The following is a 12,698-nucleotide window of genomic DNA, read 5'->3' as shown; positions in this document are numbered from 1 at the left end:
ACGCGCCCGGCCAACGCCGTAGCCGAAGTTCGCGATCGCGGCTTATGGCCGAAGGAAATCCCCGTAGGACGACGCTCCCACAGAAAGCCAGCCCGTTCGGAACCAGCGACGTGGCTGGAATGCGCGATCGCGGCTCACGCCGCTCCCACAGGGGGCTGGACAGGCCTACGGCGTGCGCGTGTACACGTACACCGTCGCCGGCGGCACGTTGCGCAACACGAACTCCCCGCGCCGCACGTGCAAACCCAACTCGCGCATCACCGAATCGGCCACCGGCGCCGCCGGCCCGTAGGTGAACTGCACGAAGCTGCCGTCCGCACGCAGACACTCGAACGCCGCGCCCAGCAGGCCGCGCTGCAACTGCGGCGGCATGGTCAACAGGCCCAGGCCGGAGACGACCGCGTCCGCCGGCCCCTGGTCGAGATAACCGTTGGCGCGCGCCAGCGCGGGCAGCGAGCGCGCGTCGCCCAACAGCACCTGCACCAAGGGGAAGCGCAGGTGCAGATGCGCGTGCAGCTCCTCGTTGAGCTCCAGCACCAGCAGGTCGCGGTCGGCGATGCCGGCGTCGAGCAGGGCGCGCGTGATCGCGCCGGTGCCGCCGCCCAGCTCGATCACCCGGCGCGCGTCGTCGGGCAGCTCGGCGATCATCGCCGCGGCCAGTTCCGGGCCGGAGGGCGCGACCGCGGCGGTGCGCAGCGGGTTCTTCAACCATTGGCGGAAGAAGGTCCAGGCACCGGGCTTGCGCGCTTTCATCGCTTCGTCCTTCACAGCGGCTGCAGCCGCCAGCAGCGGTGGATGCGCGCGTCGCGGGCGAAGTCGGGCGGGATGGTCTCGGCGCTGATCTCGCGGCAGTCGGCGAAGCCGGCGACCGCTTCCTGGTCGAGCCGGAAGCGGCGGAAGTTGTTGGAGAAATACAGCACGCCGTTGTCGGCCAGGCGCGCGACCGCGGCGCGCAGCAGGCGCACGTGCTCGCGCTGGATGTCGAAGTCGTCGGCGCGCGCGGAATTGGAGAAGGTCGGCGGGTCGCAGAAGATCAGGTCGTAACGGCCGCGATCGGCTTCCAGCCAGGCCACCGCGTCGGCCTGGACCAGGCGGTGGTCGGCGCCGCCGATGCCGTTCTCGCGCAGGTTGTCGGCGCACCACTGCAGGTAGGTCGCCGACAGATCGACAGTGGTGGTCTGCACGGCGCCGCCGACCGCCGCGTGCACGGTCGCCGCGCCGGTGTAGCCGAACAGGTTGAGGAAGCGCCGGCCGCGCGCCTCTTCGGCGATGCGCAGGCGCATCGGCCGATGATCGAGGAACAGGCCGGTGTCGAGGTAATCGTGCAGGTTCACGCGCAGCTTGGCCGCGCCCTCGCGCACCACCAGGACTTCGCCGCGCTGGTCGAAGCGGCCTGCTCTTATATCGGAATATTTGCTGCCGCCCTTGCCGCGCTTCCGGGTCTTGAGGGCGATGCGTTCGCGCGGCACCGCGAAAACCTCGCGTGCGGCCGCCAGCAGTTCGTTGAGGCGGCGGCGCTGGTCGGCTTCGGGGATCGTCGCCGGCGCGGCGTATTCCTGCACGTGCAGGTGCAGCTGCGGCTCGGGCTCGTCGCTGGCGTAGACGTCGATCGCGGCCGCGTACTCGGACAGGTCGGCGTCGTAGGCGCGGTAGCAGCCGACCGCTTCGCGCTCGCGCCAACGCTTGAGCTTGTGCAGGTTTTTGCGCAGGCGGTTGGCCACCATCTGGGCGCCGTCGGACAGCGCCGGCGGCGCGGCGTCCTCGCCCGCGTCGGCGCGCGCGCGCGGCGCGATCGGGTCGCAGACGATCAGGGTGCATTCGATCGCGCCGTTGAACAGCTGGTACTTCTTGTTCGCGCGCAGGCCGGTGGCCTGGGCCAGCTCGGCGTCGCCGCACAGCAGGCTGGCGCGCCATTGCGGCGCCAGGCGCTTGAGGGTGTTGCCCAGCGCGCGGTACAGGGCCGGATCGGCGGCCAGGCGCGCGTCGTAGGGCGGATTGCACACCGCCAGACCGGTCGCGGCGACGGCCTCGCCCTCGGCCTGTGCGGCGGCCGCCGGCGCGGGCAGATCCTGCAGCTGCTCCACCGCGGCGACCTGCCAGCGGATCACGCCGGCCAGGCCGGCCATGACCTCGTTGTCGCGCGCGGCGCGGATCGCGTGCGGGTCCAGATCGCTGCCCTGGAACACCGGCCGCAAGGCGGCGCGGCCCGCGTCCTCGCGCAGGCGCGCCTGATCGCACAGTTCCTGCCAGGCCGCGCGGTCGAAGCCGCGCCAGCGCGTCGGCGCCAGGCCGTCGTGGCGCAGCAAACCGGGGGCGACGTCGGCGGCCATCAGCGCGCCCTCGATCAGCAGGGTGCCGCTGCCGCACATCGGGTCGATCAGGCCGCCGCCTTCGGCGTACACGCGCGGCCAACCGCCGCGCATCAGCACCGCGGCGGCGAGGTTTTCCTTCAGCGGCGCCTCGCCCTGCTTCAAACGCCAGCCGCGGCGGTGCAGCGAGCCGCCGCCGAGGTCGATCGAGACGATCGCGCGGTTCTTGCGGATCACCAGGTTCAGGCGCAGGTCCGGCGCGTCCACGTCCACGTCCGGACGCGCGCCGGTGCGCGCGCGCATCACGTCGACCACCGCGTCCTTGACCCGCTGCGCGGCGTAGCGCGCATGGGTGATCGCGGTGCCCGAGACATGCGCGTCCACGGCCAGGGTGTGGGTGGCGTCCAGATGCTGCGGCCAGTCGATCGCGGCCACGCCGGCGTACAGCGCGTGCTCGTCGGGGCAGTCGAACTCGGCGATCGGCCACAGCACGCGGCTGGCCAGGCGCGACCACAGCACCGCGCGCTGGGCGTCGCGCAGTTCGCCTTCGGCGTTGGCGCCGGCCAGCGCGGCGGTCGCGCGCGCGCAGCCCAGCGCGACCAGTTCGTCGGCCAGCAGATATTCCAGACCCTTGCCGCAACTGACGTAGAACTTCACGAAGACTTCCTGGTGGGCATGACGGACAACGAAGGGGATGACGACCACGCAGTATCCGCAGGCACGGTCAAGGGCGCGTGTGGCGGCGGCGCGGCCGTCACAGGCGTTGCAGCAATTGCGCGAACGCCTGCGCACTGGTCTCGACGTGCGCCGCCAGGCGGTGGCCGTCGTCGACCAGCAGCAGGCGCGCGCGGCGCGACCAGGCCCACTCGACCACTTCCTGCGCGGGGATCAGTTCGTCGTCCCAACCGTGCAGGATCGTGGTCGGCACGCGCGCGGCTTCCAGGCGCGGCGCCGGCCCCATCCGCACCGGCGGCGCCATCAGGAACAGGCCGGCCACCGGCACCTGCAGCGAGATCAGGCCGGAGATGTAGGCGCCGAGGCTGGAACCGGCCAGCACCAGCGGGCCGCGCTGCGCGGCGGCCTGGGCCAGCGCGAGCAGGCGCTGCAGCCGCTGCGGCACGTCGCCGAGCTCGCTGATCTCGCGGCGCGCGTCCAGGTCGGTGTAGTCCGGGCGCTCGTGGCTCCAGCCCAGGCGCTGCGCGACGTCGGCCAGAGCCGCGACCTTGGTGGCGTCGGGGCCGCTTTCGAAGCCATGGGAAAGGATGCAGTGTCCGCGCGTGCTCATGCGTGTCGGGGATTCGTAGCGGTGAGGGGCCGGGACGGCAGCGGTCGCACGGCGCGGCGGTGTCAGTCGGCCAGCACGATCAGGGCGTCGCCGCGCCGGATGCGTCCGCCTTCGAGGATGCGCGCGCACAGGCCGCCATGGCCGCGCATCGCGTTGTAGCCGCCCGGGCCGAGCGCGTCTTCCATGCGCGAGCAGGGGTCGCAGTCCTCGGTGCCTTCCAGCAGCGCTTCGCCGAGGCGGAAGCGGCGGCCCTTGAGCGCCACCAGCGGCAGCCCGGACACCACCACGTTACGGCGCAGCAGCGCCGGCTCCAGCGCATCGCGGCCGGACAGCGCGGCGATCGCGGGCAGGTGTTCGGCCTGGATCAGGGTCACGCCGCGCTTGCCGCTGCCGCCGGCGTAACGGTCGCCGACCAGGCCGATCCCGGCCTGCGCCAGCGCCTCCTCGACCGATTCCATCGGCACATCGCGCTGCGGACGCAAGCCGATCCACTCCACCCGGCCGGGGCGCGGCAGGTGGGCCATCAGACGTCCTAGGGCGGAGTCGGCGGGCGGCAGGGACATGGCGGGCTCCGGTGCGAAGGCGAATGTTAGCATCCGCCCCCATGCCGTCCCTTTCGACCCTGCGTGTGGAAGCCCTGCCCTACGAGGCCCTGCTGGAAATGCGCGCGGCCGCGGCGGTGGACCTGGTGGTGATCCACTGCACCGAACTGCCGGACCTGGCGACCGCGCGCGAGTACGGCGAGCGCGTGCTCTACCCGGGCTCGGGCACCGGCAACAGCGGCCACTACTACATCGACCGCGACGGCAGCCTGCACCGCTACGTCGAGCCGCTGCGCATCGCCCACCACACCCGCGGCTACAACCCGCGCTCGGTCGGGATCGAACTGGTCAACACCGGCCGCTACCCGCATTGGCTCGACTCTCGCCATCAGGCCATGAACGAGGCCTACACCCCGGCCCAGATCCAGGCCCTGATCGCCCTGTTGGCCGAATTGCGCGCGCAACTGCCCGCGCTGCGCTACATCGCCGGCCACGAGGACCTGGACACCACCCGGGTCGAGGCCAGCGACGATCCCTCCGTGCAGGTGCAGCGCAAGCTGGACCCGGGCCCGCGCTTCCCCTGGGCGCAGGTGCTGGCGGCCTGCGGGCTGCAACGTCTGCGGCCCGAGTCCTCGCCCAAGGCGGAATAGCGCGCCCTCCAGGGCCTTACGGGGCGCGCCGTATACTTCCGGACCGTACCGACCCGGCCGCGCCCGCCCCATGACCTCATCGCCCGTCTCCGAACTGATCGAACTGCTGTCGCTGGAGCGGCTGGAAGACAACCTGTTCCGCGGCCAGAGCCGCGACATCGGCACCAAGTACGTGTTCGGCGGCCAGGTCCTGGGCCAGGCCCTGTCGGCGGCGCAGGCGACCCTGGAAGCGCCGCGCAGCGCGCATTCGCTGCATGCCTACTTCCTCAAGGCCGGCGACATCGAGGCGCCGATCGTCTACCAGGCCGACCGCACCCGCGACGGCGGCAGCTTTTCGGTGCGGCGGGTGACCGCGATCCAGCACGGCCAGCCGATCTTCTTCCTGGCGGCCTCGTTCCAGAAGGACGAGGACGGCGGCGAGCACCAGCTGTCGATGCCGGAAGTGCCCAAGCCCGAGGACATCGCGCCCGCGCCGGCGGTGCCGGCGGAGGTGATGGCGACCCTGCCGACCAAGGTCCAGCGCTGGCTGTCGCGGCAGGGCCCGTTCGAATTCCGCCACGTCTATCCGCGCGACGAACTCAACCCGCCCAAGCGCCCGCCCTATCAGCAGGTCTGGTTCCGCCTGAGCGAACAGGTCGGCGACGCGCCGGAGCTGCACCGCGCGCTGCTGGCCTACGCCTCGGACTTCCACCTGCTCGGCACCGCGACCTTCCCGCACGGGATCAGCTACTACCAGCCCAACGTGCAGATGGCCTCGCTGGACCACGCGCTGTGGTTCCACCGCCCGTTCCGCGCCGACGACTGGCTGCTGTACTCGATCGACAGCCCCAGCGCCCAGGGCGGACGCGGCCTGGCGCGCGGGCAGATCTACGACCGCCACGGCCACCTGGTCGCGAGCACCGCCCAGGAAGGCCTGATCCGCGTCGTCCAGGACGCCGCGGCGGCCGCGCACGTACCCTCGAAGGACTGAAATGAGACAGGTCTTCTCCAGCGCGCGCCTGGAAAACGTCGAGTCGGTCGCGCAGATGCTGCGCGAGGCCGATATCGAAGTGCGGGTCACCCACAACCGCTCCTACAAGGGCAACCGCCGCAGCGGTTTCAGCTACAGCGACAACGACTCGCCCAAACCAGCGGTGTGGGTGGTGAAGTCCGAGGACCAGGTGCGCGCGCGCGAGATCCTGCGCGCGGCCGGCCTGATCGATTCCACCCGCGGCGGCGAAGGCTATTCGGCGATCAGTTTCCGCGCGCCCGAACAGGTCGCGCCCGGCCGCAGCCCGGCGCAGCGGCGCGCGTTCCGGATCAAGCTCGGCCTGATCGGCGTGATCGTGGTGGTGCTGGCGATGGCGATCGTGCACTCGCTGGGCGAAGACCCGGCCGAAGCCGCATTGGCCAAGCACCCGCTCGACGGCTCGGTCGCGGCGATCCCGCAACCGCTGGCGGCGGCGGTGTTCGTGCAGGAGCTGCGCAAGGCCGCGCCGATCGACACCCTGTGCCTGTCGATCGACGGCAAGGACGTGTCCAAGGCCATGATCGACGCGATGCAGGCGCAGCTGCGCGGCCGCCGGGTGGCGCCGCTGTCGGAATGCGTGCGCATCCCCGACGAGGAGCAGGGCAGCGTGCATCGCGCGTCCGGGCACCCGGCGCTGCTGGTCGACGTCAAGGCCTTCCGCCCGCAGACCCGCGAGTCCGGCAAGATCGAGTACGAGGCCTACCACCACCGCATGTCGGCCTCGTACAAGACGCTGGAAGTGAAGTCGGTGGACGGACGCTGGCAGGTGGTGCGGACGATCAAGCACGTGGCGATGTAAGGGCCAAAAGCAAATCCCCCTACCCCGCCTTTTTTCAAAGGGGGGGGAATAGCGAGGTCTGCGGGAGCCGGCTGTCTCCGCTTCGCTTTCCGACTTCCGAGAGGGAACGGCAAGAACTCGGAGGCGCGTTTAACCCGATCGCCCACGTAGCACCTCCCCCTTTGGAAAAGGGGGATTGAGGGGGATTTGCTCTTAGGCTCCGCGAGCCTCTGAGCCGCTCCCCAGTCACATCCGCCGCCTCCACGCGTCCCGGTCCAGGCACCCCAGCCAGGAGCCGCCATGCCGCCCACTACTCACTCCGTCCCCTGTACCGCCCTGCTCGCCGCCGTCGAGGCGCTGGGGCCCTTGGGCCTGGCCGCGATCGGCGCCGCGCTGGTTATCCTGGGCGCCTCGAGCGACGGCGGCGCCATCCTGCCCGGTGGCGCCGACCTGCCCACCTGCCTGAGCTGCCTGCGTTGAGCACGACCATGACCGCGGCCGACACCCTGATCAGCGCCATCGACGCCGACCTGCCCGCCGCGGCCGCCGGCGACCGCGCCGCGTATTCGCGCATCGTCGCCGCCTGCCAGAACTCAGTGACCGCGATCGCGCTGGCGATCGTGCGCGACGTGCCGGCCAGCGAGGACATCGCCCAGGAGGCCTTCCTCAGCGCCTGGCAGAACCTGCGCCGGCTGCAGAGCCCGTCCAGCTTCCTGCCCTGGCTGCGCCAGATCACCCGCAACCTCGCCCGCGACCACCTGCGCAGCCAGCGCCGCGCCCCGCGCGGCGTCGACGACGTCGAGGCCGCGATCGAAGCCGCGGCCGACCCGCAGCCCAATCCCTGCGAACAGTTGCTGGACGACGAACGCCAGGCCATGGCCGCCGAACTGATCTCGGCCCTGCCCGACGACAGCCGCGAAGTGCTGCTGCTGTACTACCGCGAAGGCCAGAGTTCGCAGCAGGTCGCATCCCTGCTCGGCCTCAGCGACGCGGCGGTGCGCAAGCGCCTGTCGCGCGCGCGCGCCAGCATCCGCGAGGACATGCTGGCGCGCTTCGGCCGTTTCGCGATCGACAGCGCGCCCTCGATCGCCTTCACCAGCATGGTCGCGACCGCGCTGACCGTGGCCAGCCCGCCGGCGGCCGCGGCCGGCCTGCTCACCGCCGGCGCCGCGGCCGGCGCCAAGACCCTGGGCCAGGTCGTGCTGGGCGCGGCCGGCAGCATCGGCATCGCCATGGTGGCGGCGTTCGCGGGCATCTACCTGGGGCTGCGCAAGCAGCTCAAGGGCGCGATCGACGACGCCGAGCGCTACGCGCTGGTGCGCAGCGCGGTGATCTGCGGCCTGGTCTCGATCGCGTTCGTGGTCGCGCTGCTGGCGATCGCGCACAGCGGCGCCGGCAGCTGGTGGCTGCCCAGCCTGACCACCCTGGGCTTCATCGTGGTGATCCTGTGGCAGACCGTGGTGGTGCAGCCGCGCATCCTGCGCCGCCGGCACGCCCTGGAGGCCGCGCGCGATCCGGGCGCGGCCGCGCGCCGGCGGCGCTGCGAGCGCATCCAGGCCTGGATCGGCATCGTCATCGGGGTGGGCTGCGGCGTGGGCGGACTGATCGCGGGCCTGATCCAGTCCGGCCGGCTCTGAAGCGCCGCCGGCGCGAGCGGCGAAAAAAAACCCGTGCCGCGGGACGCGGCACGGGAATCTGGAGGGGCAATCCTTCCACTCGTCACTGCTGCTGGGTGCTACGTAAAACGGTGACGCATCCGGCCAAGGCTCAGCGGCGCGGCGTATGCCGCAGGTCGTCGCGGGTCAGAAAACCGTCGCGGTCCTCGTCCATGAAGGCGAAGGCCTTGGCCAGGCGCGGCATCTTCTCGCCGACCTCGATCTTGCTGAGCTTGCCGTCGTGATTGAGGTCGGCTTCGGCGAAGTGCTGGTCGAAGCGCTTGGCGCGCTCGGCCTCGCGCTGCGGGCGTTCGCGCTCGTGGTAGCTGCGCAGCTCGCTGCGCACCACGTAGCCGTCGCGGTTGGCGTCGATCTGGGCGAACTTCCCGCCCAGCTTCGGCAGCTTGGCCGCCTCGGTCTGGCTGATGCGGCCGTCGCCGTCGGCGTCGGCGGCGATCAGCCCGCCCATGCCGCCGTGATGGCCGCCGCGGCCGCCGTGACCGTCGCGACCGCCCTTGCCGCCGCGACCGCGGTGCGAGGGGCGCTCGTCGGCGCTGAGGCGGCCGTCGCCGTTCTTGTCGAGGGCGTCGAACTTCTCGGCCAGGCGCGGCATGGCCGCGGCTTCGTTACGGTCGATCGCGCCGTCGTTGTTGCGGTCCAGGGAGGGACGTTGCGGACGGTCCGCGCCCTCGCCCTGCGGCGCGGCGAGGGCTGCGCCGGCGACAGCGGCCGCCAGCGCGGCGACCAGCAAGGTGGAACGTTTCATGCGGTGGCTCCTGCAGGGGGCGCCGGGCGGCGCCGATGCAGTGGTCAACGCCCGGGCCGGCGGGCGGTTGACACGGCCGCCGCGGGAACGTGAACGAAGCGCTAGCGCCAGCGCCCGAGGACGGCGCTATGCTGCTCCCATGGGCACCCAACCGCAGCCGGACAGCGAGGACCTGCGCCTGTTCCACACCGGCGAGCACGCCTGCGGCTATTGGCCGGAGCGCGTCGCCCGCGACCTGGTGCTGGACCCGCGCGATCCGCGCCTGCGTGCCTGGTATCCGCACGCGCTGGGCTGGGGCTTCCGCCGCTCCGGCGACATCGTCTACCGCCCGCACTGCGCCGGTTGCCGCGCCTGCGTGGCGGTGCGCATTCCGGTCGACCGCTTCCGCCCCGACCGCAGCCAGCGCCGCTGCCTGGCCCGCAACGCCGAAGTCGAGATGCGCGTGCGTCCGGCCGAACGCAACGAAGAACACCTGGCCCTGTACCGCCGTTACCTGGCCGCGCGCCACGCCGGCGGCGGCATGGACGGCCACGGCGCGGCCGAGTTCGATCAGTTCCTGATCGGCAGTTGGAGCGAAGGCCGTTTCCTGGAATTGCGCGAGCAGCGCCGCCTGATCGCGGTGGCGGTCACCGACGTGGTCGAGACCGCGCTGTCGGCGGTCTACACCTTCTACGAACCCGACCTGGTCGAGCGCGGCCTGGGCACGCTGGCGATCCTGCGCCAGCTCGAATGGGCCAAGCGCGAACGGCGCGAGCACCTGTACCTGGGCTACTGGATCGCCGGCCATCCGAAGATGGACTACAAGCGCCGCTTCCGTCCGCTGGAAGGCTTCGACGGCCACGAGTGGCGCGATCTGAGCATCCGCGACTTCATCAAGCTGTAACCGCGTTCCTTTACATAGGCAGGGATTTCGGATTCGGCGCGCGCACCGCGACGCCGACCGGATGCGCGACGCGGCGACGGATCCCGCGCCCCACGAACCCTCTGTGTAGCCATCGCCATGAACTCTTCTGCCTGGTCCCTGGCCGCCATCGCGGCCGCCTGCCTGTCGCTCGCCGCCTGCTCGTCCGCCAGCGGCAGCGGCGGCAAGGTCGACGACGCGATCGGCGTCGTGCAATGCGACGACTACCTGGCCAAGGTCGCCGCCTGCATCAACGAAAAAGTGCCCGAAGCGCAGCGCACGCAGTTGCGCGCCAACGTGTCCGCCGAATACGCGACCTGGAAGGAAGCGCTGGCCAATCCCAGCGATCGCGCCGCGCTGCCGCAGGCCTGCGCGATCGCCGAGGAACAGGCCAAGGACGAATACGCGCGCTACGGCTGCGCGATGTGAAGCCCGCGCCGGCGTCGCCCGCGACGCCGGTCCGAGCCCGCAGGCAAGCCCTTTCGACCCGCTCCGCGCCACCTCCGCGGACGCATCGGCACGACCCGGTTTTACGAGGTGCTAACACAGCGATGCGCCGACTCGTGTACCTAGTGGCCCGTCGTCTTCGCACGACCGAGTCGGCACTGTGTTCGGCATGGAGCCGCCGCCTACCATCCATTACGGGGATATTTGATGAAGCACACTGCTCTGATCCTGGCCGCCGCCATCACCCTGGCGCTGGCCGCCTGCACCAAGCCGGCCGACAAGCCGGCCGATACCGCCGCACCGGCGGCCTCGACCGACGCGCCGGCCGCTGACCCGGCCGCGCCCACCGCCACCTCGGTTCCGGCCGACACCGCGCCGGCTCCCGTCGCGGCCGCCGACAGCGTCGGCATCCCGGAGTGCGACGACTATCTGACCAAGGTCAACAGCTGCCTGGCCGACAAGGTCCCGGCCGATCAGCGCGCCATGTTCCAGACCGGCCTGGACAGCAGCCGTACCGCGTGGAAGCAGGCCGCCGCCAATCCGGCTTCCAAGGCCGCGCTGGCCAGCACCTGCAAGACCGCGCTGGATCAGATGAAGACCGCGCTGGGCGCCTACGGCTGCGCGCTGTAAGCTAAAACGCGAAACGTTGTCCGACGCCCCGGTCCGCCGGGGCGTTTTCGTTGCGGCACCGGTTGCCTTCGATTGTCATCGGCCGCGCACGCACGCATGCGATCATGCACGCCATGCGCAACCGACTCTCAGCACTGCTCCCCCTCGCCCTGCTCGCCGTCCTCGCCGCCGGCTGCGTGCGCGTCCAGGTCCACGGCGATCCCAAAGCGGCCGGAGCCGCGGCCATGAGCGAGACCGCCGGATTGCGTATCGCCACCTACAACACCTCGCTCTACGACGATGCCGACGGCGGCCTGATACGCCGGCTGGAAGGCGACGACGCCGGCGCGCGCAAGATCGCGGCGGTACTGCAGCGCGTGCGCCCGGACCTGGTCCTGCTCAACGAGTTCGATTACGACGCCCAGGGCCGCGCCGCCGACCTGTTCCAGCAGCGCTATCTGGAGGTCGCCCAGCACGGCGGCGAACCGCTGCGCTACCCGTATCGCTATTTCGCGCCGGTCAACACCGGCGTGCCCAGCGGCCTGGACCTGGACCACGACGGCCGCGTCGGCGGCGACGGCCGCGCGCGCGGCAACGACGCCTGGGGCTACGGCCTGCACCCTGGCCAGTACGGCATGCTGCTGCTGTCGCGTTATCCGATCGACAGCGCGCAGGCGCGCAGCTTCCAGCTGCTGAAGTGGAGCGCGCTGCCAGGCGCGCGCCAACCGCGCGATCCCGCCAGCGGCGCGGCCTGGTATCCGCCGGCGATCTGGGCGCAGCTGCGGCTGTCGTCCAAGTCGCATTGGGACGTGCCGGTGCGCACGCCGCAGGGCACGATCCACGTCCTGGCCTCGCATCCGACCCCGCCCGTGTTCGACGGTGCCGAGGACCGCAACGGCGCGCGCAACCACGACGAGCTGCGCCTGTGGGCCGAATACCTGTCGCCGGGCGCCAAGCCCTGGCTGTGCGACGACCGCGGCCGCTGCGGCGGCCTGGCCGCCGACGCCGCCTTCGTGATCCTGGGCGACATGAACGCCGACCCCGTCGACGGCGACGGCGCGCGCGGCGCGATCGCGCAATTGCTCGAGCACCCGCGCGTCGACGCCAGCCACGTACCACGCAGCGCCGGCGCGCCGCAACGCGCGGCCGACTACGGTTTCCCGCGCAAGGGCGACACCGCCGCCCACACCGGCGATTTCGGCCCGAAGTCCGGCACCCTGCGCCTGGACTACGTGCTGCCCTCGCGCGGCCTGCCGGTGCGAGACACCGGCGTGTTCTGGCCAGTCCGCGAGAACGCCGACGCCACCATCGCCGACGGCAGCGACCATCACCTGGTGTGGATCGACTTCGGCGAACCGTAAAGGGGCTTGGCTGCGATGTCGCTACCGTTGCTTTCTGTGTGGCGGCGCGGTTGGCTTGCGGCTCGCTGCATCCTAGGAATAACCGGGAACTAGAAACGGGGAACCAGTGAAGAGTTGCGACAGTGCGCTCTGGCACGCATCCACGATCAGTCGTACTCGCAGCGACGCTCACAACGCTGATTCAACACGGTCCGTAGCCTAACGCCGAAGGAGCCGGCTCGTTGCCGCTGCCGCTGCCGCTGTTGCTGTTGCTGTTGCTGTTGCTGTTGCTGTTGCTGTTGCGCCGGCATTGGAATCCACTGCAACGCTCTCGCCGATCAACCGTAGACCCGAAGGGCGGCGCGCAGGACGCGCGCCGTTTTTCGAATGGACAAGGATGTCCATTC

At 71.2% G+C, this 12,698-nt stretch carries 14 protein-coding genes; 9 read left to right on the top strand and 5 right to left on the bottom strand.

The window, feature by feature from the left end:
• Nucleotides 1-165 precede the first annotated feature (165 nt).
• The 4 genes from V1318_RS21260 to V1318_RS21245 form a co-directional block, all read right to left on the bottom strand.
• Entirely contained in the window at nucleotides 166-753 is a 588-nt protein-coding gene (locus V1318_RS21260; protein ID WP_332941771.1) for a hypothetical protein, read from the bottom strand.
• 11 nt (nucleotides 754-764) lie between these two features.
• A complete protein-coding gene (gene rlmKL, locus V1318_RS21255; protein WP_332941790.1) occupies nucleotides 765-2,966 on the bottom strand; it encodes a bifunctional 23S rRNA (guanine(2069)-N(7))-methyltransferase RlmK/23S rRNA (guanine(2445)-N(2))-methyltransferase RlmL in 2,202 nt (733 codons plus the stop codon).
• A gap of 97 nt (nucleotides 2,967-3,063) precedes the next feature.
• The gene (locus V1318_RS21250; RefSeq protein ID WP_332941770.1) at nucleotides 3,064-3,594 is read right to left on the bottom strand and encodes an alpha/beta family hydrolase; all 531 of its coding nucleotides are present in this window, start codon (nucleotides 3,592-3,594) and stop codon (nucleotides 3,064-3,066) included.
• 62 nt (nucleotides 3,595-3,656) lie between these two features.
• Nucleotides 3,657-4,157, bottom strand: coding sequence for an MOSC domain-containing protein (locus tag V1318_RS21245; protein ID WP_332941769.1), 501 nt, complete (start codon nucleotides 4,155-4,157; stop codon nucleotides 3,657-3,659).
• 41 nt (nucleotides 4,158-4,198) lie between these two features.
• Here V1318_RS21245 and V1318_RS21240 point away from each other — a divergent pair, with 41 nt between their 5' ends.
• The 5 genes from V1318_RS21240 (at nucleotide 4,199) to V1318_RS21220 (ending at nucleotide 8,210) form a co-directional block, all read left to right on the top strand.
• The gene (locus V1318_RS21240; RefSeq protein WP_332941768.1) at nucleotides 4,199-4,786 is read left to right on the top strand and encodes an N-acetylmuramoyl-L-alanine amidase; all 588 of its coding nucleotides are present in this window, start codon (nucleotides 4,199-4,201) and stop codon (nucleotides 4,784-4,786) included.
• A gap of 70 nt (nucleotides 4,787-4,856) precedes the next feature.
• Nucleotides 4,857-5,756 carry an acyl-CoA thioesterase II gene (tesB, locus tag V1318_RS21235; RefSeq protein ID WP_332941767.1) on the top strand — a complete coding sequence of 300 codons (900 nt, stop codon included), beginning with the start codon at nucleotides 4,857-4,859 and terminating at the stop codon, nucleotides 5,754-5,756.
• Between the two features lies 1 nt (nucleotide 5,757).
• On the top strand, nucleotides 5,758-6,594 hold the full coding sequence (locus tag V1318_RS21230) for a hypothetical protein (RefSeq protein WP_332941766.1): 837 nt from the start codon (nucleotides 5,758-5,760) through the stop codon (nucleotides 6,592-6,594).
• Nucleotides 6,595-6,873: 279 nt separating this feature from the next.
• The gene (locus V1318_RS21225; RefSeq protein WP_332941765.1) at nucleotides 6,874-7,053 is read left to right on the top strand and encodes a hypothetical protein; all 180 of its coding nucleotides are present in this window, start codon (nucleotides 6,874-6,876) and stop codon (nucleotides 7,051-7,053) included.
• Between the two features lie 8 nt (nucleotides 7,054-7,061).
• Nucleotides 7,062-8,210 (top strand): sigma-70 family RNA polymerase sigma factor, encoded by a 1,149-nt coding sequence (locus V1318_RS21220; RefSeq protein ID WP_332941764.1) that lies wholly within the window; start codon nucleotides 7,062-7,064, stop codon nucleotides 8,208-8,210.
• A gap of 130 nt (nucleotides 8,211-8,340) precedes the next feature.
• Here the strand turns inward: V1318_RS21220 and V1318_RS21215 are convergent, their stop codons facing one another.
• Nucleotides 8,341-8,994 carry a calcium-binding protein gene (locus V1318_RS21215; protein WP_332941763.1) on the bottom strand — a complete coding sequence of 218 codons (654 nt, stop codon included), beginning with the start codon at nucleotides 8,992-8,994 and terminating at the stop codon, nucleotides 8,341-8,343.
• Between the two features lie 139 nt (nucleotides 8,995-9,133).
• On the opposite strand from V1318_RS21215, the gene V1318_RS21210 reads away from it, so the two are divergent.
• The 4 genes from V1318_RS21210 (at nucleotide 9,134) to V1318_RS21195 (ending at nucleotide 12,312) form a co-directional block, all read left to right on the top strand.
• Entirely contained in the window at nucleotides 9,134-9,877 is a 744-nt protein-coding gene (locus V1318_RS21210) for an arginyltransferase (protein ID WP_332941762.1), read from the top strand.
• Between the two features lie 117 nt (nucleotides 9,878-9,994).
• Entirely contained in the window at nucleotides 9,995-10,324 is a 330-nt protein-coding gene (locus V1318_RS21205; RefSeq protein WP_332941761.1) for a hypothetical protein, read from the top strand.
• A 225-nt stretch (nucleotides 10,325-10,549) separates the two neighbouring features.
• Nucleotides 10,550-10,972, top strand: a complete 423-nt coding sequence (locus tag V1318_RS21200) for a hypothetical protein (protein WP_332941760.1) — start codon at nucleotides 10,550-10,552, stop codon at nucleotides 10,970-10,972.
• A gap of 113 nt (nucleotides 10,973-11,085) precedes the next feature.
• The gene (locus V1318_RS21195) at nucleotides 11,086-12,312 is read left to right on the top strand and encodes an endonuclease/exonuclease/phosphatase family protein (RefSeq protein ID WP_332941789.1); all 1,227 of its coding nucleotides are present in this window, start codon (nucleotides 11,086-11,088) and stop codon (nucleotides 12,310-12,312) included.
• Nucleotides 12,313-12,698 lie beyond the last annotated feature (386 nt).

This window comes from Lysobacter sp. CCNWLW3 (genome assembly GCF_036697405.1).
GTDB lineage: Bacteria > Pseudomonadota > Gammaproteobacteria > Xanthomonadales > Xanthomonadaceae > Lysobacter.
This window is presented reverse-complemented; position numbering and strand designations above follow the sequence as displayed.

Bases quoted from the DNA above. Each gene is read 5' to 3' on its own strand.
- V1318_RS21260 (WP_332941771.1), bottom strand. From the start codon at position 753: ATGAAAGCGCGCAAGCCCGGTGCCTGGACCTTCTTCCGCCAATGGTTG.
- V1318_RS21250 (WP_332941770.1), bottom strand. From the start codon at position 3,594: ATGAGCACGCGCGGACACTGCATCCTTTCCCATGGCTTCGAAAGCGGC.
- V1318_RS21220 (WP_332941764.1), top strand. From the start codon at position 7,062: ATGACCGCGGCCGACACCCTGATCAGCGCCATCGACGCCGACCTGCCC.
- V1318_RS21215 (WP_332941763.1), bottom strand. From the start codon at position 8,994: ATGAAACGTTCCACCTTGCTGGTCGCCGCGCTGGCGGCCGCTGTCGCC.
- tesB (WP_332941767.1), top strand. From the start codon at position 4,857: ATGACCTCATCGCCCGTCTCCGAACTGATCGAACTGCTGTCGCTGGAG.
- V1318_RS21205 (WP_332941761.1), top strand. From the start codon at position 9,995: ATGAACTCTTCTGCCTGGTCCCTGGCCGCCATCGCGGCCGCCTGCCTG.
- V1318_RS21240 (WP_332941768.1), top strand. From the start codon at position 4,199: ATGCCGTCCCTTTCGACCCTGCGTGTGGAAGCCCTGCCCTACGAGGCC.
- V1318_RS21225 (WP_332941765.1), top strand. From the start codon at position 6,874: ATGCCGCCCACTACTCACTCCGTCCCCTGTACCGCCCTGCTCGCCGCC.
- V1318_RS21210 (WP_332941762.1), top strand. From the start codon at position 9,134: ATGGGCACCCAACCGCAGCCGGACAGCGAGGACCTGCGCCTGTTCCAC.
- V1318_RS21195 (WP_332941789.1), top strand. From the start codon at position 11,086: ATGCGCAACCGACTCTCAGCACTGCTCCCCCTCGCCCTGCTCGCCGTC.
- V1318_RS21245 (WP_332941769.1), bottom strand. From the start codon at position 4,157: ATGTCCCTGCCGCCCGCCGACTCCGCCCTAGGACGTCTGATGGCCCAC.
- V1318_RS21230 (WP_332941766.1), top strand. From the start codon at position 5,758: ATGAGACAGGTCTTCTCCAGCGCGCGCCTGGAAAACGTCGAGTCGGTC.
- V1318_RS21200 (WP_332941760.1), top strand. From the start codon at position 10,550: ATGAAGCACACTGCTCTGATCCTGGCCGCCGCCATCACCCTGGCGCTG.